Raw genomic sequence first — 21,335 nt, 5'->3', positions numbered from 1 at the left:
ATATGAATTCCTATTACAGCTATTTTTCACAAAATATAAAAGGTTCATAGTATCGCTTGTGCAAATAATTTCTAAAGGAAAATCATGAAGGTTTTTATCACCGGCGCAACGGGCTTTATCGGTGGCTCTGTCGCCGCGCGTTTGGTAGCCGAAGGTTACTCAGTGCGTGGTTTGGTGCGTACCGAAGCACAGGCAGCGTTGCTGGCGCAACGTGGCATAGAGCCAGTGTTGGGCATGCTGGAAGATGCGGATGTATTGACGCGTGAGGCACAGTCTGCCGATGCAGTGGTGAATGCGGCGAGCTCGGACAATGTGCTTGCAGTGACAACCTTGCTTGATGCATTGGCTGGTTCAAATAAAGCATTTATTCACACCAGCGGCTCTAGCGTGGTGGGTGATGATGCGCGTGGTGAGTGGGCTTCTGAGCAAATTTTCGATGAAGCGACTGTCTATACGCCAGCGCCAGAGAAAGCAAAACGTGCTGCTCTGGACAAGTTAATTCTGGATGCAGTTAAACGTGGTGTGCATTCGATCATTTTATGCAACACGATGATTTATGGGAATGGCTTGGGTTTGAATCCGCATAGTGTGCAAATTCCACCATTGGTGGCGCAAGCACGTAAAAGCGGCATCGCCCGTTTCGTTGGTAAAGGTGTCAATATTTGGTCCAACGTACACATTGCCGATGTGGCAGAGCTGTATCTTTTAGCATTGAAAAAAGCATCGGCAGGATCGTTTTATTACGTTGAAAATGGCCAGGCTTCGTATGCTGAAATTGTCACCGCTATCGCCGAACGCTTGGGCTTAGGTGCGCCACAACCATGGCCGGTCGAAGCAGCCATCGAAGAATGGGGGTTTGGGCATGCGGTGTATTCATTCGGTTCCAATAGCCGTGTCTCGGCGCAGCGTGCACGTACAGAATTAGGCTGGCTACCGGAACATCGTTCGGTGATTGAGTGGGTGAAGCGGGATATGAAACTAGACAAATAAGTTATTGCCTATGAAGCAGGCTATCTGACGTTGTACGTACATAGCACCATGTGTTTGTGATGTCAAAAATGTCATAAGGCAAGTGGGAAATTTTCACTCCACTTGAAAATCACATTAAATGTACGTACAATAATTATGTGTATTGAATTTGATCAAAGTAAACGCGATAAAACATATATCGAGCGCGGGCTGGAATTTGCCAGCGCCGCTGAAATATTTACTCTCAAGCATCTGACGGTTGAAGATACACGCAATGCTTATAGCGAACCACGTTTTCAGACGATGGGGTGGCTGGAAGGCAGAATTGTGATGGTGGTGTGGACCTCACGTGGAAAATATAAGCGAATTATCTCAATGAGGAAAGCCAATGAGCGCGAAATTGCCAAAGTCAAAAGATATCTGGATTGATACTGATGATGCCCCTGAAATTACCGATACATGGGTAGCGCAAGCCGACTTATATGACGGGAAAAAGCTGATTAAGCGCGGACGCCCTGTTGCTGAAGTTACCAAAACACCTGTCACGATACGAATGACCCCCGCAACCGTTGAAAGATTTCGTGCCACCGGCAAAGGCTGGCAAACACGCATGGATGCGGCGCTGACGGATTGGCTTAAAGAGCATTCGCCAGAAGATTTAATTGCTTAACCTTGTTTAATAATCGGTCAGCCAATCAAGAACAAGAATTGACCTATCATTTCCCCAGCCATCTGCTATGCTGAATTTTTAAGCATCAATGGAGATATTCTTATGCCACGCGCACAGACTGATGAACAATTGAAAAGATTGGCCGAACTCAGATCAAAAGAACTATCTCATAAAGCTAAGGAAAGCGCCCTTGGAAGATATTCCAAAGTTGGACTCGACAGGATGCGTTTGATGTGGCAAACCGGCAACCGGCATAAGTAAATTACAACGCTTTTTGATTTCGCCACGCATTAATCAACTGCTGCGCAATGGTGTCTATCATCTCAAACGGCAGTGCGCTGGTTTGATGGAAAATCATCAATGCATAGACGCTTGCCAGTGCATTTACTTCCGGCGATAACGCACATTCTTCGCCGGTCGCCGGGCGTTGTATGCGCCAGTAATTGATCGCTTGTTCCAGTTCTTGCAATGAAATAGTCATTGCTAAAAGGCCACGCCGGCATACAGAATGATATTGGCATACGGCGTGCATTCGCCGGTACGCACAATCGCGCGCGCGCTTTGGGTCAGACGTTTGAATTCGGAGTGCGATAAAGTGCGCTGATCAGCCAAAGCTAGCGCATCGATTTTTTCGACTAGCTGTGGATTTTTTTCTACCAGTTCATCGGCTAGCAAATGATGTTCTACTTCCATTTCACTCAATACCGCATTGAGTGTGTCCATAAAACCAGGAATGCCGCGTGTGAGCGCCAGATCAATCAATGGCACGCCAGGTGGCACGGGCAATCCGGCATCCGCAATTACGACAGTGTCGCCATGACCCAATGATGCGATTAACTGTGATAGAGCGATGTTGAGCAGAGGAGTCTTTTTCATAGTGAGTGATCATCCTGTATTTGACACGCTGTATTGTCGCAGAAAATGGATGCTTAGTCTGACTACTAAAGTTCGTGTCGATAAGGTATCGACGTTTGTGCACCAATGCGTGTGACGCTGAGCGCTGCCGCACGCTGGCCGAACTGGATTGCTTCCGCTTCACTCAAGCCATCGGCCAAGGCTGCAACAAAACCACCAATGAAGGTATCACCGGCTGCGGTAGTATCGATTGCTTTGACAACTTGCGCGGGGAAATGCTGCGCTCCATTTGCCAGTCCAGCTTGCACACCTTTAGCACCTAATGTGACCAGCACATTACGGCAGCCGTGCGCCTGCAGCTTAGCCATTGCAGCATCGATGTCGGCATCAGACATCGAAGCAGTCAAAGGTAATTCAGCTAGCATGCCCGCTTCAATTTCATTCGGAATCAGATAATCTATTTGCGCCAATAATGCAGTCGGCAGAGCTTGCGCCGGGGCCGGATTTAACACCACAATTTTGCCTAAATCATGCGCCATTTTTATCGCGTGGCTGATTGTTGCCAACGGTGTTTCCAGTTGTAGCACCACGATTTTTGCCTGCGCTATCAAGTTGCGCGCGGCATCTATATGTGCAGGCGTCAGAGCATCGTTGGCACCTGCGGCCAGTGCAATACTGTTCTGGCCATTAGCATCAACCTGAATTGCCGCCACGCCGGAAGATATGTTCGCAACTGTTGAGACATGCGTATCGTCTATGCCGTCACTGCGCAACGCGGCACGCAACTGAACGCCGAATGCATCGTCACCGAGACATGCAACCATTGCCACTTTTTGTGGTGCCGATCGCTCAGTTTGTTTCACCAGGCGTGCGCAAGCGACAGCCTGATTGGCACCTTTGCCGCCGGGAATAGTTTGGAACGGCCCACCAGATAAGGTTTCACCCGGATGCGGAATACGTGGAACCCGCATGACTAAATCCATGTTAATGCTGCCAATGATGACGATCATTTCTCTATTCCTATTCTATGCGCTGGGCTCTTGATGCGCGTTTTGACGATTAAGCGACGAATCCCGCACATGCAATTCTGGCATGATGATTTGCTGTTGCACCGGCAGTTCCGGCGTAGCAATCCGCGCCAACAAAAATTGCGCGGTAAGTTGTCCGAGCAAGCGGATATTTTGCGCAATGCTGGTTAAGGTTGGATGCACAAATTGCGCCAATTCAATATCATCGAAGCCAACTACAGCCAGTTCTTCTGGTACTGCAATACCGCGTTCTGCTGCGGCACGTAAAGCGCCGATTGCCATCAAATCGTTGCAACAAAATAGTGCATCCGGGCGCGGCAGATTATCCAATAAATGACATGCCGCCGCATAGCCGCCAGCGCTAGTGAAATCGCTATAGATACATAAATTATCCGGTAAAAATTTGTCTGCCTTGAGCAGCGTTTTGCGCAACCCGGAAACGCGCGCTTGTGTAATCGCCAGCTCTTCCGGGCCAGCGATACAGGCAATGCGTTTTCGCCCGCTTCCCAACAAATGTTCCGCCGCCAAAGCGCCGCCAGCAACGTTGTCGACAGAGACACTGTCAATTGAAATATCAATCGCAGCATCTTTGTGCGCTCTATCGAGCAAAACGGTTGGCACTTTCATCTTGCGTAACAAAGCGCTATCGATGTCGTCCAATGTCGCCAAAATGATGCCGTCGCAGCGCTTGGTTAACAGCATATTCAGATAGTCGCGCTGTTTATCTGAATCGTCATCGGAATTACACAAAATCACGCTATAGCCAGCGGCATAACAACTGTCTTCAATGCCACGAGCGACTTCGGAAAAATACGGGTTGGCATTGTTCGGAATAATCAAACCGATGGTACCGGTGGTTTTACTCTTCATCGAACGTGCCAATGCACTTGGCACATAGCCTAATGTCGTTACCGCCGCCATCACACTTTCACGCGCAGCATCACTCACCGGGCGAGTCTGATTTAATACGTGCGATACCGTGGTGTAAGACACACCGGCTACACGTGCGACTTCTTTAATTGTTGCCATTATTTACCAATGTTTGCACTAGAAGTTGCTCCCCTCTTCTTGCTTATCGGTGAGGGGAGAAATCAGTTGTTAAGCCGCTCGTTCGTTACGTCGACGGTAAGCATCAAACACGACCGCGCCGACGATTACCAAACCGGTAATGATGCGCTTCATAGGCTCACTTACGCCAACTTGCGCCAGACCGGCCGCCAATATCGAAATAATCAGTACACCAATAAAAGTGCTGATCACGGAGCCACGGCCACCCATCAAACTGGTACCGCCGATGACCACAGCGGCGATGACTTGCAATTCCAGGCCGACACCGCCATTAGGATCAGCCGCTTCCAGACGGGATACTTGAAACAAAGCACCGATACCCGCTAATAAACCCATCAACGCGAACACCATGATCTTGCTTGGTCGCGGATTGATACCGGCTAAACGCATCGCCTCTTCATTGGTACCGATGCCGATCCAGTGGCGACCGATCACCGTTTTTGTCAGCAATAAATGGCCACCAACGACGATCAGAACAGATGCTATGAATGCCGGTGAAAGGCCAAGAAAAATAGGAGAGCTGATCGATTCGACTGCACTGCCGATATACACCGTGCGCGAGTCAGTTACTTGATAGGCCAGGCCACGCGCCATTTCCAGCACACCTAAAGAAACGATAAAAGAAGGAATTCGCCAGCCCACTGAAATCGATCCGGTAACGACACCGCACAGTGTCGCCGCCAGTACGCCCAACACGCAGGCGGGAAACAAGCTCCAGCCCCATTGCACCATCGCCGTCGACAATACGGATGCCGCCAATGCCATCACCGAACCGACTGATAAATCAATGCCGCCGATGATCAGCACGAATGTCATCCCGACCGCCATCACCACCAGCGTAGGGATATCGTTCGACAAGGTTTTAAATGTCTCCAGCGTCAGAAAATTTTCGCTGAGAAAAGAGAACAATGCACACATCGCGACCAGTGCGCCGAGCAGACCGATGTAATTCATCAGGCCGGAAAATCTGCTTTTTTGGGAGGAATTTTTCATGATTAATTTTAGTTTTATTGTGATTTACGCAGCTTGCGATGTTGCGGCTGTTTTGATGACATCAGCGGCATCAGTTGGTTTTGCATAGCCACTAAACGCAGCCTGCAAAATCGCATCCTGACTCCACTGTCCACGTTCAAAGGTCTTGACCAGACTGCCAGCACTCATCACCGCAATCCGGTCGCTGATCAACATCAATTCGCGCAAGTCACTGGAAACAATCACCAACCCTTTGCCTTGCTGTGCCAGTTCTGCCAGCAATTGATAAATCTCAAACTTGGCACCTATGTCGATACCGCGCGTAGGTTCGTCGAATAACATAATAGGACAATCACGATACAACCAACGTGCGATCACTACTTTTTGTTGATTGCCACCGGATAATTCACCAACTGCCTGTGCGCCATTGCGGCAGCGCACATTCAGGCGCTTTATATACTGATCTGCTACCGCGGTTTCTGCGTCGTTATCAATCCAGCCGCGCTTGCTGACGGTGGTTAGTTTTGCCAATGTCGTATTGCTGGCAATCGCTTGCGGCAACAGCAAACCCTGGCCTTTGCGATCTTCGGTAATCATCGCAATGCCAGCGGCAATCGCTGCTTTGGGTGAGTTGATCCTGGTCGCCGTAGTTTGCTCGCCAAAAAACAGTTCGCCTTGATCGGCGCGATCGGCGCCGAAAATCAAGCGTAGCAATTCGGTACGTCCTGATCCTATCAAGCCGGCGATGCCAAGAACTTCGCCGGCGCGCAAATCGAACGATGTGGGTTGCACCACGCCGCGTCGGGCAATATCGCGTACTCGTAGCAAAGGAGCGCCAAAGTGTCGTGCGCCATGTTCGCGCTCCGCATCGACTGCGCGGCCTACCATCAGGCGTACCAGGTCGTCGCTGCTATAGCCGGCAATGTCGGCGTCACATACCAGTTCACCATCGCGTAATACGGCAATGGTATTGGCAACTCGTTTCAATTCTTCCAGGCGATGCGAGATATAAATGATCGCCACGCCTTCAGCTTGTAAGCGCGCGATTTGTAAAAATAATAGTTCGACTTCACGATCAGTCAACATCGCCGTAGGCTCATCCAACACCAGCAAGCGGCAATGACCAATCAGATTACGCGCGATTTCTACCATTTGCTGGTGGCCGACACCCAGCTCGCCAACCAGCGTCCAAGGATCCAGATCATCCAAGCCAACGGTCGCCATTTGCTCCTTTGCCATCTTGGCCAGACGTGGTTTGTCTATCCAGCCAAATCGTTGTGGCATTTGTTGCAGGAATAAATTTTCTGCGATGCTGAGAGTGGGAATCAGATTCAATTCTTGCATCACCATCCGGATACCAAGGCGTTCGGCATCTTGCCGTGAGCCTGGCTGATACGCGTGACCATCGAGCAGCATGGTGCCATCGGTGGCGTTGATCAGACCGCAGATAATTTTCGATAAAGTACTTTTCCCTGCACCGTTTTCACCGGTCAGCGCTAACACCTGGCCTGAACGAATTTGCAGCGAAACGCCAGCCAACACGGGTTCAACGTAGGTTTTCCCAATGTTGGTTAGGGACAGTAGGGGTATTTGGGACATGGGTTCCACCGGAGAGTATGGAAAATGGTATTGAAATAAGCTTGCTCCCTCTTCCGCAGGCGGGTGAGGGAGCAAGCTTATCGGTTACTCAATTGCTGAGTTAATTGCTGCGTTACTTACTATCTTTAGTCACCAACTCGACTTTGGTTTCTACTGTTCCGCTCAAGCTAGCTTGCTTTTTCTTTTCAGCCAGCGCTTTCAACACAGTGTCGATACCAAATACTGCTTGTTGCGAACCGAACTGATCGACGGTAGCCAATACACGGCCATCTTTCAACATTGGTTTGATTGCAGTGATGTTGTCATAGCCAACCACCAAGACTTTACCGGTTTTACCAGCGGCTTTAATGGCAGCTACGGCGCCCAGAGCCATGTTGTCGTTACCGGCTAACAGCGCTTTGATATCAGGGTGGGCATTTAACATCGCTGCCGCCACTTTATTGCCCGGATCAAGTTCCCATTGGCCTGATTGCACGCTGACGACATTGGCGCCGACGGCTTTCATCGCATCCTGGAAACCAGCAGTACGCTGTTGCGCATTGAAGGTAGTGGAAACGCCTTCGATAATGCCAACTTTGTCACCGCTCTTGATTTGCTTGCCTAAATAATCGCCCGCCAGTTTCGCGCCTTTGCGATTATCCGGACCGACGAATGGAACAGTGATGCCTTTTTCTTTGAGTGCGGCGTCGTCTAATTTGTTGTCGATATTGACGACGATGATGCCCGCATCAATCGCTTTCTTAAGCACCGGAACCAGCGCTTTCGAATCTGCAGGAGCGATTACCAATCCGTTGACTTTGGAGACGATCATCTGTTCCACCATCTTGATTTGGCTGGAGGTATCTGTTTCATCCTTGATGCCGTTGGCGATCAAATCGTATTGTGCTGCATGCGCTTTTTGATGATCCTTCGCGCCGGTTTCCATCGTCAAAAAGAATTCATTGGCGAGTGATTTCATTACCAATGCAATTTTTGGTTTGGCTGCTGGCGCGGCGGTCTGCGCCATTGCAGGCAAAGCAGGTAATGCGCTGACCAATATTGCGGCTGCTAATAACTTTATATTTAAGCGCTTTTTACTATTTTTCGGGCTATTCGGCATCATCAAAAGTCTCCTTAGGTTGATATGTCCACTAGCAATCGGTCCAGTTTCGCCAGACCAACTATTGAGTAGCATGTCATATGTGTATGGATAAAACAAACGCGCAAACGTTTGCGCGAAGTGATCATAGCACCAGAATCTCAGGAAAAAAAGTGGGATATGTCACTTGATTACACATAGAATTGCAAATGGAATAACAAAAAACATCTGGGGCTTTATGAAAAATATCAAGAAAATATCTTCCATTGTGTTTTGCATAATTTCTGTCGTCAGCCTGGCCAGTTGCGCTGACATTGCTACGGCGCGCACCGCGACGGCACCTAAAGTGATTATCGACAGCGATTACAACACCATGAGCGATGACGGTCAGCTCGGCGTGATGGCGGCGCAGTTACAGGCGCAGGGCAAGATCAATGTGTTGGGCATCACGGTGGTATCGGGCAATCAATGGCTAAAACAAGGTGTCGCTGATGCACTCAAATCGGTAGAGCGTTTAGGTGTTGCTGATCGTATTGGCGTGTATGGCGGAGCCAATTATGCGTTGTCCCACGATTTCGCCACTATCAAAAAAGAACAGGCACTTTTCCCCGGTGGAGATGGCTATTTAGGTGCATGGAGTTCGCCAGAACCGACTTCGCAAAGTGATCTGAAAGCGCCGCCAGACGGTTTTGCAACGACGGCAAAATTGCAATCCAAAGGCGCGGTCGACTTCATTATCGAATCAGTCAAAAAATATCCGCACGAGGTCACCATTCTGGCGATAGGTCCGATGACCAATGTGGCGTTGGCTGTCCATAAAAATCCAGAAATCATCCCGCTAATTAAGCAAATCATATACATGGGCGGCGCGATAGATGTAAAGGGAAATACCACGCCGACGGCTGAATTTAACTGGTGGTTTGATCCGGAAGCGGCGCAGACCGTTTTGCGTTTACCGATACGACAAGTGGTGATCCCGCTCGATGTCACGGACACCGTGATTCTGGATAAGAAAAACTACGACAGGATTGCCAACGATCCGCATAAGCAAACCATCGTTACTAAATTGTTTAAGCAATTAGTTGGTTATGGCTTCGATGGTAAAAATGGTTTTGAAACGAATCCGCATTACACCATCAACATCTGGGACACACTGACCATCATGTATTTGATGGATCCAAGTTATGCGACTAAAACAGAGCAGATGTGGGTGGATGTCGATACGCGTTTCGGTGCCAACGATGGCCGTTCCGTCGGCTATCGAAATGGCTCCCCTGCCGGAGTTGTATTGCAAAAAGTGACAGTGGTTCAACGTTTTGATAATGCGCGCTTCTTTGACGCCTATGTCGATTTGCTGACACGGCCAGTACCAGTTAAATTGCAGTGATAGTCGCACCGCCGTCATCCTCGCGTACGCGGAGATCCAAGTTACGATCTCAATAACGTAAAGGACAAATCTCTCTAGTCGTTGCCGTTCGCAAAGTGGATTCCCGCGTTCGCGGGAATGACGGTAGTGTGTGTAACACCGGTACGTAATAGGAAAATAAATAAGTATGAATAATTCTGAAACAAAATCTGACACCGCCTTGGTCTCATGGAGCGGTGGCAAAGACTCCTGCCTGGCTTTATGGCGCGCACAAAAAAGCGGCATGACCATACAGCGCTTAATCACCGCTATGGATGAAAGCGGCCAACGGGCGCGCTCACACGGTGTGCCACCAAGCTTGTTAGCGGCGCAAGCTGTCGCGTTAGGAACAGAAATCACCTTCTATCACACCAGCTGGCAAACCTACGAAGCCATATTTATTGAAACACTGCGTAAAGCACATGGCGATGGCATTCGTCACGCCATCTTCGGCGACATCGATTTACAAGCGCATCGCGATTGGGAAGAAAAAGTATGTGCGCAAGCCGATCTTCAAGTCGCCCTGCCTTTATGGGATGAGGCTAGATTAAAGTTGGTGCAAGAATTTCTGTCACTGGGATTTAAAGCCGTCGTTGTCTGCGTAAATGGCAAACATCTGTCAAAAGAATTTTGCGGTCGTGAATTCGACGCTGCCTTTATCGCCGATTTACCCGAGACAGTAGACGCTTGCGGTGAAAATGGCGAGTTTCACACTTTTGTCTACGACGGCCCCAACTTCGCTCAGCCCGTTGCATTTGAGCGCGTACAAATTGAAGATTACCAATCGCCGCCTGAACTTGGTGGCGCGCTATATTATTTTCAGACCTTGCGTGAGTGCGTGTAAAAATAAATAAACAGCTTTACGCCCTACCGAGATTTTCATCAGCCGTACTACAATTACGCGGTCGGAATAAATTTTTAAGGAATAAAAGATGAATTCAGCAACAACCAATGCCTTGCGCGGATATTACCCAGAAATCACTCCCTACCAACACGGCATGTTAGACGTCGGTGACGGTCACAGTGTGTACTGGGAAGCTTGCGGTAATCCGGATGGCAAGCCGGTGGTGTTCTTGCATGGTGGCCCCGGTTCTGGTTGTTCCGACAATCATCGTCGCTTATTTAATCCGGAGCTGTATCACATTATTTTGTTTGACCAACGCGGCTGCGGTCGTAGTACGCCGCACGCTTGCCTGGAGGCGAACACAACCTGGCATCTGGTGGAAGATATCGAAAAATTGCGTAAGCAATTTAACATCGAACGCTGGCAAGTATTTGGCGGTTCGTGGGGTAGCACGTTGGCGCTGGCTTATGCACAAACACATCCGCAACGCGTGACGGAATTGGTGATACGTGGCATTTTCACTTGCCGCAAATTAGAAATCGACTGGTTCTATCAGGAAGGTGCTTCGCTGATTTTTCCCGATAATTGGCAAGGCTATATCGCGCCCGTGCCAGAAGCGGAACGCGGCGACTTGATGAGCGCTTATCACCGCTTGTTGAATCACGAAGATCAAGAAGTGCAAATCAAAGCAGCACAAGCCTGGAGTGAATGGGAAGGTGGCGCGATCAGTTTTTTGCCAGATCCAGAGTTCGTTGATTTCTTCGCCGAAGCGCATCATGCCTTGGCCGTGGCACGCATCGAAAATCATTATTTCATGAACAATTCGTGGTTCACCCCGAATCAATTGATCGACAATGCGCATTTGCTGAAAAACATTCCTGCCGTGATTGTGCAAGGTCGCTACGATGTGATTTGCCCACCGGTCACCGCCTGGGAATTGCATAAAGCATGGCCAGAGGCGGAATTTCACATGATCCCGGATGCTGGTCATTCCGTGAGTGAGCCTGGCATCTTGCATCAATTGATTTCAGCAACGGATAGATTTGCCAAGGCTTAACGGCATTCTAAAATAGAGGTTTTCAATTCAATTCCATCCATTGTGTGTGGAGGAATCATGAAAACGAAACAAGCTTTTCTGTTTGTGTTGTTGGTGTTTTTGATTGCAGCAACACCGTACATTGATGTATTTGGAGCCTCTATGGATGAAGATTTATCTATCCTGAGCCTGAAGGCGACTCCACCTGATCTGACCGTAGCTTACGGCAGTGAGCCGGATCAGGTAGCCGATATTCGCTATGGCCGACATGGCGACGCATTGCCGCTGTTGGTGTTAATACATGGTGGTTTTTGGAAGCCGGAATATGACCGCGCGCATCTGGATGCCATGTCAGCCGCATTGGCGGCGGCAGGCTGGACCGTGCTGACACTGGAATATCGAAGGATCTCCGGCAAGCCCGATGTGACGCTGCAAGACGTCGCCAACGCATTGCAAACTTTGCCGAACAAGGTGGAGCATCACAATGGCAAGATAGTATTGATTGGTCATTCTGCCGGAGGGCAGCTGGTATTGTGGGCGGCGGCCAAGTGTACTTGGCCAGCATTACAGGGTGTTGTGGCATTGGCTCCGGTAGCGGATTTGCGTTTTGCGGATAAATTACGACTAGGCGGTGGCGCGGTTCGGAGTTTTCTCGGCGCTGATCCTCAGGAGCGTCCAGATGTCGACCCGATGCAACTGCCCGCGCCTGCTGTTGCTGTGACGATAGTGCAGGGCAACGACGATGAAGAAGTACCAGCCTCAGTAGCAACTGCTTATCATGCAATCTTTCCCAATACACGTTTGCTTAATTTGCCAGATACCGGCCATTATGCATTGATAGATCCGCGCAGCAGCGCCTGGCAGACTGTATTGGATGCGATACGGAAGTTGCCACCTAGCTGATGCAAAATCAGGCACTGCCTCAAGGCATATTTTTCTTTTTTATGGGAACAGCATGGACCAACTGGCAGCAATGCGCGCATTCAGACGGGTGGTGGAATCGGGAAGTTTCACTGCTGCTGCAGCGGAACTGAACCAGTCGCACACCATCGTTTCTCGTCAGATACGTCAGTTGGAAACAGAATTGAAAGCGCAGCTGCTCAATCGCACTACGCGTCGTTTTGCGTTGACTGAAGCTGGGCAAGAATATTACGACCGCTGCAAACAAATACTGGATCAGATTGATGATGCAGCATTGTCGATTTCAGCACATCAGGCGCGTCCTTCCGGATTATTACGTATCAACGCGCCACAGGCATTTGGTACCTGCGAACTGGTGCACTGGTTACCCAAATTCATCATGCAATATCCGCAAGTGCGGGTTGATTTGGTGTGCAATGACCGATTTGTTGATGTGATCGAAGAGGGTTTCGATGTCACCTTGCGTGTCACCCGCAGGCTTGAGGATTCCAATTTAATTGCCAGACATTTGGCATCCAGTGCGACTTTGCTAGTCGCGTCACCAGCATATTTGGAGCGACATGGCGTGCCACAGACACCCGATAATCTGCTCCAACACAACTGTCTGACCTATTCATTGATGCAAAAATTCAATGAATTCAATTTCGTAGATCAGGATGGCGCAAATCATCACGTAACAGTGGAAGGCAGCATGCAAGCCAATACAGGTATTGCGTTACGTGTAGCTGCTTTAGCTGGGTTGGGAATCGCCGCCACGACATCTTTTATTGTCGACGAGGATTTGCAGCGCGGCACCTTGGTGCAAGTGCTGCCTGCATTCACTCTCAAATCACAAGAACTGTTTGTGTTGTATCCGCAAAATCGACATTTGTCTCCTAAAGTACGGGCATTCGTCGACTTCGCGGTGGAGTGGTATAGCAAGCCACGCTGGGACTAACTTGTTGCTTGGTTGTCCAGCTTAAGCGCTGGCAAAACGAAATTCAAGAATGTCATCAGTAGTCCGCACTTCAGCAGCCGCATCCGACAATCCCACCAATATGGCACGATGAATATCTTTGTGGTTAAGCACCTCGCCGTTACCTGCATCCAGATCGCGGGTGGCACTCGCATCACTGGCAACAATATTTTGATAACCCAATCCAGCGCCATCCAAAGTAGTCGCCGCAATACAATTGTTGGTCATCAAACCACTAATAATTAACGTTTTAATCCCGCGCGCTTGTAATTGCGCGTGCAATTGCGTGCCAGCGAAAGAGCTCGGCCCACCTTTTTTGATAAGACTATGCTGCGGACTGCGCAGTACATCTGCGTGTATTTCAGCCATGACTGAACCCTCAGCAAAAATTGGACTGCTAGCAGGCGCGAAATGTTGAATATGAAACACTGCCATGTTGTGACGATCAGCCAGCGCAATCAAGCGATTAGACTGGCGCAGCACGGTCATGCCATCTGGAATCGGCAGCATCCCACTGAAATATTCGTTTTGTATATCAACGACGATGAGGGCCGTGGTATTTGGATCCAATTGTGTAGTCGCAGGTGCGCCGACGATAGTGCGGATAGTGGGATGGCTCATGCTGATTCTCCTAATGATTAAGTTGATTACCTGTGAAGCGATGAAGCATGAACACAGCATAACCATGTAAGAGTCGGAAGCACAGCTGACAAATCACACAGTATTTGTGCGGAAATCGCACAAATAACGTATGCAGTTAAGTGAAGAGCAAATCCATTTACCTGAAGTTGCCCTATAAAATACATCAGCGCCGCCAAGGCTGTTGCTTTTGACGTACCCCGATGCTGACGTTGCCAAAAGTGCGGCTGCTTATTCGGAAAAAGAGGGAAGACATGTTTGAGCGCAGCGAGTTGGTCTTTCCTCCCGAATAAGCAGCCGCACTTTTGGGAACCCGCCAACGGCGGGCAACGGCTGTTGTTGGAGCAGTGCTCCAACCCTTCTTTTGCTTACTTTTCTTGGCGAAGCAAGAAAAGTGAGTAGCTGTCGGGCTACCCCCGACATTGCCGGAACCACGGAGTGGCGACTTAATTAAGATCGCTGAACGACATTACACAAATAAGCAGCCTCAATCCAACACCGGCAACGGACTAGGCGGCTTAATCTCCTCCAGACAAACCATAGACTTAACGCTAGCCACCCCCTGCACCTGCATCAATCTGTCCGTAAGAAACGAAGACAACGATTTCAAATCAGTCGCCACAACTTTCAGTAAATAATCAAAATCACCAGAAATCGTATAGCACTCCAAAATTTCCGGGAACGCGCGTATCCCCTTTTCTAGCGTGCGTACCTGCTTAAATTGTTCCCGTGCGATGCTTAAACTGACAAATGCCGTAACGCCGAGGCCGATTTTGGCTGGATCGACTTGTGCCGTATAACTGCGGATCACACCTTCATTTTCCAGACGCTGCACACGCCGATAGCATTGCGGCGGCGATAAATTGACTTGCTCCGACAACTCCACATTGGAGGCGCGACCACTGACTTGCAATGTTCGCAACAAAATTTGGTCATAACGATCAAGCTTTTCCATTTTTAACCTCGTTGACGCACGATTCGTGCATAGTTTTTATAAATCATGCTGCATTATGCACAAATATTTCTATCGATTGTGATTATCATGTAATCAGAAAAAATTAAATCAAAACGGGAGCAAACGTATCATGAGCACGCACATTAAGCCCACGCAAAACCCCACGATCGCTTTAGAAAACCGCTATTGCGCACATAACTACGAACCCTTGCCTGTGGTGCTCAGCAGCGGCAAAGGTGTCTGGCTAACCGATCAATACGGCAAGCACTATATCGATATGATGTCAGCCTATTCGGCGGTCAGTTTCGGGCACAGCAATCCCGTTTTAGTGCACGCGTTAACGCATCAGGCAGAAAAATTAGCGATCGTTTCACGGGCGTTCTATAGCGACCAGCTCGCGCCATTTTTGCGATTATTGTGCGAGATGACCGGGATGCCAAAAGCATTGCCGATGAATAGCGGCGCAGAAGCCGTCGAAACCGCCTTGAAAGCCGCCCGTAAATGGGGGCATAAAGTTAAGGGTATCCCCGATAACACTGCTGAAATCATTACTTGTATCGGCAATTTTGCCGGTCGCACCACTACCATCGTCGGCTTCTCCACGGAAGCGCAATACAAGGATGGTTTTGGCCCATTCGCGCCGGGCTTTGTGTCTGTGCCATTTGGCGATGCTGCTGCACTGGAAGCTGCCATCACACCGCGCACTGCGGCGTTTTTGGTAGAGCCGATTCAAGGTGAGGGCGGCATCATCGTGCCACCCGATGGCTATCTCGCCGCTTGCCGTGAAATTTGCACGCGCCACAATGTTTTATTGATTTGCGATGAAGTACAAACCGGCCTCGGTCGCACTGGAAAATTGCTCGCTTGCGATCATGAAAACATCAAACCGGATGGTTTGATTTTAGGTAAAGCGCTCGGCGGCGGCCTGTTGCCGGTCTCAGCATTCCTTGCCACTGAAGAGGTGATGGGCGTATTTACTCCGGGCGATCATGGCAGCACATTTGGTGGTAATCCTTTGTCTGCAGCGGTAGGTCTGGCAGCACTGACGCTACTGCGTCATGACCATTTGGCCGATGCTGCAGAACGCATGGGACAACGTTTGCAAGCAGGATTGCGTGCGATTAACCATCCTGCGATACGCGTTGTGCGGGGCAAAGGATTGTTGATCGGGATGGATCTGGACCCTGCCGTGATTTCCGCGCGCGAATTCTGCGAAATGTTACTGGAACTTGGCTTACTCTCTAAAGATACGCACGATACCGTGGTGCGCTTTGCCCCACCGTTGACCATTAGCGCCAGTGAAATTGATACTGCGCTCGATATTATTCATCAAGCCTTCAACCGTCTTACCACCACAACCGAAACTACTACAGCTGAAAGGAGCTATGCATGACCGCATTTTCCACCACTTACTTGATGTGCGCCCCCGACCATTTCGAGGTGTCTTACGTCATCAACCCGTGGATGGCGGGAAATATCGCACACGGTAATCGCAGCATCGCCCATCAACAATGGCAAGCGCTGGTCGACAAAATTTCCACGGTCGCCAATGTCGTTTGCATGCCAGCAGAGCGTGGTGTGCCGGATCTGGTATTTACCGCTAACGCAGGCGTTGTGCGCGGTCAAAAAGTGGTGTTGTCACGATTCCGCCACAAAGAGCGTCAAGAAGAAGAACAGTATTTTGAAAAATGGTTTTCGGATAACGGTTACACGGTATTGAAAACACCTGCCGATTTACCATTTGAAGGCGCCGGCGATGCTTTGTTGGATCGTCATGAAGATTTGTTGTGGTTTGGTCATGGTCATCGTTCTGACTTGAAATGCGCAGAGATACTTGCCGAACAGTTGGATGTCGAAGTGCAACCGCTGCGCTTGGTGGACGAACGTTTCTACCATCTCGACACTTGCTTCTGTCCATTGGATGGCGGTTACGTGATGTATTACCCGGCCGCTTTCGACGCCGCTTCGCAAGCAGCGATTGAAGAGCGCGTACCAGCTCATCGTCGTATCTTGATTCAAGAAGAAGACGCGCTGCATTTTGCCGGTAACACCGTCAATTGCGGAACCCATATTTTCCTGAATCGCGCCTCTGAAACATTGGTCAAAATGCTGCATATGTACGGCTTCACCGTGCATCAAACGCCATTGACTGAATTCCTCAAAGCCGGCGGTGCGGCGAAATGTCTGACCTTGAAACTGAATGAGCCTGTATTAGAGAAAAAAGCAGCTGCGTAATTGGAATTGGCTGAAAGACAATGAATAAGTCGGAAGGAATGGTGTCTATCCGACTTGTTCGCTGATCAAGTCCTTGATTTAACGTATAATTTCCCGCATACATCGCATAAGTGTAGTCAAACAATTGTTTATACGTTGTTGTACCTCCTAGCCGTACAATCGTACTGCCTTCGTCGGTACGCCTAGTCTAAACAGTTGTTTGAATACACTTAACTAACCCGGCGTTTTCAACGACCGGGTTTTTTGCGTCTTTTCTGCACCATACAGACTACATCAGGGCATATTCATGAAGCTAAACGCCACTTCTTCGACCGAAACCATTTTGCGCGAGCTACTCGCCAAACGCATCCTGATTCTGGATGGCGCGATGGGAACCATGATTCAGCAATATAAGCTGACGGAAGAAGATTATCGCGGCGGCCCCAATGGACGCTTTATAGATTTTAAAGGTGCGGAGTCAGAGCGCGAATTGTTCGTCAAAGGGAACAACGAATTACTCTCCCTTACACAACCGCACATCATCAGCGAAGTGCATGAACAATATCTGGCTGCCGGTGCGGATCTGATCGAAACCAATACCTTTGGTGCCACCACGGTAGCGCAAGATGATTATCAGATGGCGCATCTAGTGTATGAAATGAACGTGCAATCGGCACGTTTAGCACGTGCGGCTTGCGATAAATACTCAACCCCGAATAAGCCACGCTTCGTCGCCGGGGCACTTGGCCCTACGCCTAAAACGGCTTCCATCTCACCAGATGTCAACGATCCGGCGGCGCGTAACGTCACCTTCGATCAACTCGCCACCGCCTATCTGGATCAGACGCGGGCGTTGGTGGAAGGCGGTGCCGATGTGCTGCTGGTTGAAACCATTTTCGACACGCTCAACTGTAAGGCTGCGCTGTTTGCGATTGACGCCTTCTTTGAAGAATCTGGTTTGCGCTTGCCTATCATGATTTCCGGCACGGTCACGGATGCATCCGGTCGTATTTTGTCCGGACAAACTGTGCCCGCGTTCTGGAATTCAGTACGCCATGCGAAGCCACTGACAGTCGGTCTCAATTGCGCGTTGGGTGCCGCATTGATGCGGCCGTACGCTGAAGAATTATCGAAAATTGCCGACACCTTCGTTTGTATTTATCCGAACGCCGGTTTGCCTAACCCGATGAGCGATACCGGTTTTGATGAAACTCCGGATGTGACGTCATCGTTGTTAAAAGATTTCGCCGAAAGCGGTTTTGTCAATATCGCCGGTGGCTGCTGTGGTACCACACCAGCACATATCAAAGCGATTGCCGATACCGTCGCCAGCATCGCGCCGCGTACGGTGCCGGAGACCACACACGAAATGCGTTTGTCCGGTCTGGAACCATTCACCATCGACGATACTTCCTTGTTCGTCAATGTCGGCGAACGCACCAACGTTACCGGTTCCAAAGCCTTTGCACGTTTGATTCTGAACGAGCAATACGACGAAGCTCTGGCTGTCGCTCGTCAGCAAGTTGAAAACGGCGCGCAAATCATCGACATCAATATGGATGAAGCGATGCTCGATTCATTGGCGGCGATGACGCGCTTCTTGAATCTGATTGCATCGGAACCGGACATCGCTCGCGTGCCTATCATGATCGATTCGTCGAAATGGTCGGTGATTGAAGCGGGTTTGAAATGCGTGCAAGGTAAAGCCATCGTCAATTCGATTTCGATGAAAGAAGGCTTGCCGGAATTCTTGCGCCAGGCAAAGCTCTGCCGCCGTTACGGTGCAGCAGTGATTGTCATGGCCTTCGATGAAAAAGGCCAGGCCGATACCTTCGAGCGCAAGATCGAAATTTGCAAACGTGCTTACGATATTTTGGTGGAAGAAATCGGCTTTCCACCAGAAGATATTATTTTCGACCCCAACATTTTTGCGATCGCCACTGGTATCGAAGAACACAACAATTACGCAGTCGATTTCATCAACGCCACGCGCTGGATACATGAAAATCTGCCATACGCAAAAATCAGCGGCGGTGTTTCCAATGTGAGTTTCAGCTTCCGCGGCAATGATCCCGCACGTGAAGCGATTCACACGGTATTTCTGTATCACGCGATTAAAGCCGGTATGACCATGGGTATTGTCAACGCCGGTATGGTCGGCGTCTATGACAACTTGCCAGCCGAATTGCGCGAACGCGTCGAAGACGTGGTGCTCAATCGCCGTGAAGATGCGACCGAACGCATGATCGAAATCGCCTCGACTTTAAAAGCCGGTGCGAAGAAAGAAGAAGAAACCTTAGAGTGGCGCAGCGGCACCGTACAACAACGTTTGTCGCACGCGCTGGTGCAGGGCATCACGCAATGGATCGTTGAAGACACCGAAGAAGCACGTCAGGAATTGCTAGCCAACGGCGGACGCCCTATCCATGTGATCGAAGGTCCGTTGATGGATGGCATGAACGTGGTCGGTGATTTGTTCGGCCAAGGGAAAATGTTTTTACCGCAGGTAGTGAAATCCGCTCGCGTGATGAAACAAGCGGTAGCGCATTTGATCCCGTTCATCGAAGAAGAAAAACGTCTGGATGAAGAGCGTACCGGTATCGTCGCCAAACCGAAAGGCAAAATCGTCATCGCTACCGTCAAAGGTGACGTACATGACATCGGGAAAAACATCGTTTCAGTCGTCCTGCAATGTAATAACTTTGAAGTCGTGAACATGGGCGTGATGGTGCCGTGTTCCGAAATTTTGGCGATGGCAAAAGCAGAAAATGCCGACATCATCGGCCTTTCGGGTTTGATCACGCCGTCGCTGGAAGAAATGGCGCACGTCGCCAAAGAAATGCAGCGTGACCCCTACTTCCGCAGCGTCAAAATGCCGTTACTGATTGGTGGCGCCACCACCAGCCGCGCGCATACTGCGGTAAAAATCGCACCAGGATATGAAGGCCCGGTAGTGTACGTGCCAGATGCTTCGCGCTCGGTATCGGTTGCGCAATCGTTGTTGACGCCGGAAAGTCGCGATGCCTACATCGAAGAAATCGCAGTCGATTACGAACGTATTCGTGTACAACATGCGAATAAAAAAGCCGTGCCGATGTTGAGTCTGGCCGAAGCGCGCGCCAACAAAATGCAACTCAGTTTTGCACCAGTCAAACCAAAATTTATCGGCCGTCGCGTCTTTAAAAACGTCGATCTGGCTACATTGGCGAAATACATTGACTGGGGACCATTCTTCCAGACCTGGGATTTGGCCGGCCCATATCCAGCCATCCTGACCGATGAAGTGGTAGGTGAAGCCGCCACCAAAGTGTTTGAAGAAGGCCAGGCACTCTTGAAGAAAGTCATCGACGGTCGCTGGCTCACCGCCAACGGCGTGGTTGCACTGCTGCCGGCAAATACCGTCAACGACGACGACATCGAAATCTACACCGATGACACGCGCACCAAAGTCGCCTTCACTTACTACGGTACACGCCAGCAAACCGTCAAACCAGTGGTCGACGGCGTGGCACGCCCGAACCAATGCCTATCTGATTTTATCGCCCCGAAATCGTCCGGCATTGCTGATTACATTGGCATGTTCGCGGTGACTGCTGGCCTCGGCATAGAGAAATACGAAAAGCGCTTTGAAGATGCGCATGACGATTACTCCTCCATCATGCTCAAGTCACTGGCCGACCGTTTAGCCGAAGCCTTCGCCGAATACCTGCACGAACGCGTGCGCAAAGATTTGTGGGGTTATGTACCGACTGAAGAGCTATCCAACGCTGCGTTGATCAAAGAAGAATACCTCGGTATCCGCCCTGCACCCGGTTATCCTGCCTGTCCTGAACACACCGTCAAAGCAGAGATGTTCAAGACCATGCAATGTGAAGAAATCGGGATGGAACTGACTGAATCCTTTGCGATGTATCCGGGAGCTGCGGTGTCCGGTTTCTATTTCGCGCATCCTGAATCTAAGTATTTTGTGGTTGGCAAAATTGCCGATGATCAGGTCAGTGATATGGCGGCGCGACGGGGTGAGAGCAAGGAAGATGTAGAGCGGTGGTTGGCGCCGAATTTGTAATGGTAGGTAGGATGGGTAGAGCGTTGCGATACCCATCAATTACAATACTGTATGAAATTTA

The 21,335-nt window shown here is 49.8% G+C and carries 20 protein-coding genes; 11 read left to right on the top strand and 9 right to left on the bottom strand.

Annotated features, from left to right (window positions below):
- Positions 1-84: 84 nt before the first annotated feature.
- The 3 genes from GEV47_RS08035 to GEV47_RS08025 all read left to right on the top strand — a co-directional run bounded on the left by GEV47_RS08035 (position 85) and on the right by GEV47_RS08025 (position 1,639).
- A complete protein-coding gene (locus GEV47_RS08035) occupies positions 85-990 on the top strand; it encodes an NAD-dependent epimerase/dehydratase family protein (RefSeq protein ID WP_153234209.1) in 906 nt (301 codons plus the stop codon).
- Between the two features lie 102 nt (positions 991-1,092).
- Positions 1,093-1,398 carry a BrnT family toxin gene (locus GEV47_RS08030; protein WP_322741586.1) on the top strand — a complete coding sequence of 102 codons (306 nt, stop codon included), beginning with the start codon at positions 1,093-1,095 and terminating at the stop codon, positions 1,396-1,398.
- Positions 1,370-1,639, top strand: a complete 270-nt coding sequence (locus tag GEV47_RS08025; RefSeq protein ID WP_228124616.1) for a BrnA antitoxin family protein — start codon at positions 1,370-1,372, stop codon at positions 1,637-1,639. The genes GEV47_RS08030 and GEV47_RS08025 overlap by 29 nt, the downstream gene beginning before the upstream one ends.
- A gap of 262 nt (positions 1,640-1,901) precedes the next feature.
- Here GEV47_RS08025 and GEV47_RS08020 read toward each other — a convergent pair whose 3' ends face one another.
- The 7 genes from GEV47_RS08020 to GEV47_RS07990 all read right to left on the bottom strand — a co-directional run bounded on the left by GEV47_RS08020 (position 1,902) and on the right by GEV47_RS07990 (position 8,260).
- A complete protein-coding gene (locus GEV47_RS08020) occupies positions 1,902-2,120 on the bottom strand; it encodes a DUF3717 domain-containing protein (protein ID WP_153234207.1) in 219 nt (72 codons plus the stop codon).
- A 2-nt stretch (positions 2,121-2,122) separates the two neighbouring features.
- Entirely contained in the window at positions 2,123-2,515 is a 393-nt protein-coding gene (gene rbsD, locus GEV47_RS08015; protein WP_153234206.1) for a D-ribose pyranase, read from the bottom strand.
- Positions 2,516-2,580: 65 nt separating this feature from the next.
- The gene (rbsK, locus tag GEV47_RS08010) at positions 2,581-3,504 is read right to left on the bottom strand and encodes a ribokinase (RefSeq protein WP_153234205.1); all 924 of its coding nucleotides are present in this window, start codon (positions 3,502-3,504) and stop codon (positions 2,581-2,583) included.
- A 15-nt stretch (positions 3,505-3,519) separates the two neighbouring features.
- Positions 3,520-4,551, bottom strand: coding sequence for a LacI family DNA-binding transcriptional regulator (locus GEV47_RS08005; RefSeq protein WP_153234204.1), 1,032 nt, complete (start codon positions 4,549-4,551; stop codon positions 3,520-3,522).
- Between the two features lie 69 nt (positions 4,552-4,620).
- Positions 4,621-5,583, bottom strand: a complete 963-nt coding sequence (locus GEV47_RS08000) for an ABC transporter permease (RefSeq protein ID WP_153234203.1) — start codon at positions 5,581-5,583, stop codon at positions 4,621-4,623.
- 24 nt (positions 5,584-5,607) lie between these two features.
- On the bottom strand, positions 5,608-7,161 hold the full coding sequence (locus tag GEV47_RS07995; RefSeq protein ID WP_153234202.1) for a sugar ABC transporter ATP-binding protein: 1,554 nt from the start codon (positions 7,159-7,161) through the stop codon (positions 5,608-5,610).
- Between the two features lie 112 nt (positions 7,162-7,273).
- On the bottom strand, positions 7,274-8,260 hold the full coding sequence (locus tag GEV47_RS07990; protein ID WP_153234293.1) for a sugar ABC transporter substrate-binding protein: 987 nt from the start codon (positions 8,258-8,260) through the stop codon (positions 7,274-7,276).
- Between the two features lie 217 nt (positions 8,261-8,477).
- Between GEV47_RS07990 and GEV47_RS07985 the strand changes: the two genes are divergently transcribed.
- The 5 genes from GEV47_RS07985 (at position 8,478) to GEV47_RS07965 (ending at position 13,382) form a co-directional block, all read left to right on the top strand.
- On the top strand, positions 8,478-9,626 hold the full coding sequence (locus tag GEV47_RS07985) for a nucleoside hydrolase (RefSeq protein WP_153234201.1): 1,149 nt from the start codon (positions 8,478-8,480) through the stop codon (positions 9,624-9,626).
- 166 nt (positions 9,627-9,792) lie between these two features.
- On the top strand, positions 9,793-10,488 hold the full coding sequence (locus GEV47_RS07980) for a Dph6-related ATP pyrophosphatase (RefSeq protein ID WP_153234200.1): 696 nt from the start codon (positions 9,793-9,795) through the stop codon (positions 10,486-10,488).
- Positions 10,489-10,576: 88 nt separating this feature from the next.
- Positions 10,577-11,545: a prolyl aminopeptidase gene (gene pip, locus GEV47_RS07975; protein WP_194270611.1), complete on the top strand. Its 969-nt coding sequence runs from the start codon at positions 10,577-10,579 to the stop codon at positions 11,543-11,545.
- Positions 11,546-11,602: 57 nt separating this feature from the next.
- Positions 11,603-12,427 carry an alpha/beta fold hydrolase gene (locus GEV47_RS07970; RefSeq protein ID WP_228124614.1) on the top strand — a complete coding sequence of 275 codons (825 nt, stop codon included), beginning with the start codon at positions 11,603-11,605 and terminating at the stop codon, positions 12,425-12,427.
- A gap of 52 nt (positions 12,428-12,479) precedes the next feature.
- Positions 12,480-13,382: a LysR family transcriptional regulator gene (locus tag GEV47_RS07965; protein ID WP_153234199.1), complete on the top strand. Its 903-nt coding sequence runs from the start codon at positions 12,480-12,482 to the stop codon at positions 13,380-13,382.
- 21 nt (positions 13,383-13,403) lie between these two features.
- Here the strand turns inward: GEV47_RS07965 and GEV47_RS07960 are convergent, their stop codons facing one another.
- A complete protein-coding gene (locus GEV47_RS07960) occupies positions 13,404-14,021 on the bottom strand; it encodes a cysteine hydrolase family protein (protein ID WP_153234198.1) in 618 nt (205 codons plus the stop codon).
- Positions 14,022-14,526: 505 nt separating this feature from the next.
- Complete coding sequence (locus GEV47_RS07955) at positions 14,527-14,994, bottom strand: Lrp/AsnC family transcriptional regulator (RefSeq protein WP_153234197.1); 468 nt, start codon at positions 14,992-14,994, stop codon at positions 14,527-14,529.
- 130 nt (positions 14,995-15,124) lie between these two features.
- Here GEV47_RS07955 and rocD point away from each other — a divergent pair, with 130 nt between their 5' ends.
- The 3 genes from rocD to metH all read left to right on the top strand — a co-directional run bounded on the left by rocD (position 15,125) and on the right by metH (position 21,274).
- The gene (gene rocD / locus GEV47_RS07950) at positions 15,125-16,387 is read left to right on the top strand and encodes an ornithine--oxo-acid transaminase (RefSeq protein ID WP_153234196.1); all 1,263 of its coding nucleotides are present in this window, start codon (positions 15,125-15,127) and stop codon (positions 16,385-16,387) included.
- Positions 16,384-17,229, top strand: a complete 846-nt coding sequence (locus GEV47_RS07945) for a dimethylarginine dimethylaminohydrolase family protein (RefSeq protein WP_153234195.1) — start codon at positions 16,384-16,386, stop codon at positions 17,227-17,229. The genes rocD and GEV47_RS07945 overlap by 4 nt, the downstream gene beginning before the upstream one ends.
- 286 nt (positions 17,230-17,515) lie before the next feature.
- Positions 17,516-21,274: a methionine synthase gene (gene metH, locus GEV47_RS07940; RefSeq protein WP_153234194.1), complete on the top strand. Its 3,759-nt coding sequence runs from the start codon at positions 17,516-17,518 to the stop codon at positions 21,272-21,274.
- Positions 21,275-21,335: the final 61 nt, after the last annotated feature.

The organism is Glaciimonas soli, from assembly GCF_009497155.1.
In the GTDB taxonomy this organism is placed as follows: domain Bacteria; phylum Pseudomonadota; class Gammaproteobacteria; order Burkholderiales; family Burkholderiaceae_D; genus Glaciimonas; species Glaciimonas soli.
The sequence above is the reverse complement of the archived record's forward strand: the minus strand, read 5'-3'. Positions and strand labels throughout refer to the sequence as shown.

Coding starts and splice junctions, on each gene's coding strand:
- GEV47_RS08020 (WP_153234207.1), bottom strand. CDS start 2,120: ATGACTATTTCATTGCAAGAACTGGAACAAGCGATCAATTACTGGCGC.
- GEV47_RS07965 (WP_153234199.1), top strand. CDS start 12,480: ATGGACCAACTGGCAGCAATGCGCGCATTCAGACGGGTGGTGGAATCG.
- GEV47_RS07980 (WP_153234200.1), top strand. CDS start 9,793: ATGAATAATTCTGAAACAAAATCTGACACCGCCTTGGTCTCATGGAGC.
- rbsK (WP_153234205.1), bottom strand. CDS start 3,504: ATGATCGTCATCATTGGCAGCATTAACATGGATTTAGTCATGCGGGTT.
- rocD (WP_153234196.1), top strand. CDS start 15,125: ATGAGCACGCACATTAAGCCCACGCAAAACCCCACGATCGCTTTAGAA.
- pip (WP_194270611.1), top strand. CDS start 10,577: ATGAATTCAGCAACAACCAATGCCTTGCGCGGATATTACCCAGAAATC.
- GEV47_RS07970 (WP_228124614.1), top strand. CDS start 11,603: ATGAAAACGAAACAAGCTTTTCTGTTTGTGTTGTTGGTGTTTTTGATT.
- GEV47_RS08035 (WP_153234209.1), top strand. CDS start 85: ATGAAGGTTTTTATCACCGGCGCAACGGGCTTTATCGGTGGCTCTGTC.
- metH (WP_153234194.1), top strand. CDS start 17,516: ATGAAGCTAAACGCCACTTCTTCGACCGAAACCATTTTGCGCGAGCTA.
- GEV47_RS07995 (WP_153234202.1), bottom strand. CDS start 7,161: ATGTCCCAAATACCCCTACTGTCCCTAACCAACATTGGGAAAACCTAC.
- GEV47_RS08005 (WP_153234204.1), bottom strand. CDS start 4,551: ATGGCAACAATTAAAGAAGTCGCACGTGTAGCCGGTGTGTCTTACACC.
- GEV47_RS07990 (WP_153234293.1), bottom strand. CDS start 8,260: ATGCCGAATAGCCCGAAAAATAGTAAAAAGCGCTTAAATATAAAGTTA.
- GEV47_RS07945 (WP_153234195.1), top strand. CDS start 16,384: ATGACCGCATTTTCCACCACTTACTTGATGTGCGCCCCCGACCATTTC.
- GEV47_RS07960 (WP_153234198.1), bottom strand. CDS start 14,021: ATGAGCCATCCCACTATCCGCACTATCGTCGGCGCACCTGCGACTACA.
- GEV47_RS07955 (WP_153234197.1), bottom strand. CDS start 14,994: ATGGAAAAGCTTGATCGTTATGACCAAATTTTGTTGCGAACATTGCAA.
- GEV47_RS08000 (WP_153234203.1), bottom strand. CDS start 5,583: ATGAAAAATTCCTCCCAAAAAAGCAGATTTTCCGGCCTGATGAATTAC.
- rbsD (WP_153234206.1), bottom strand. CDS start 2,515: ATGAAAAAGACTCCTCTGCTCAACATCGCTCTATCACAGTTAATCGCA.
- GEV47_RS07985 (WP_153234201.1), top strand. CDS start 8,478: ATGAAAAATATCAAGAAAATATCTTCCATTGTGTTTTGCATAATTTCT.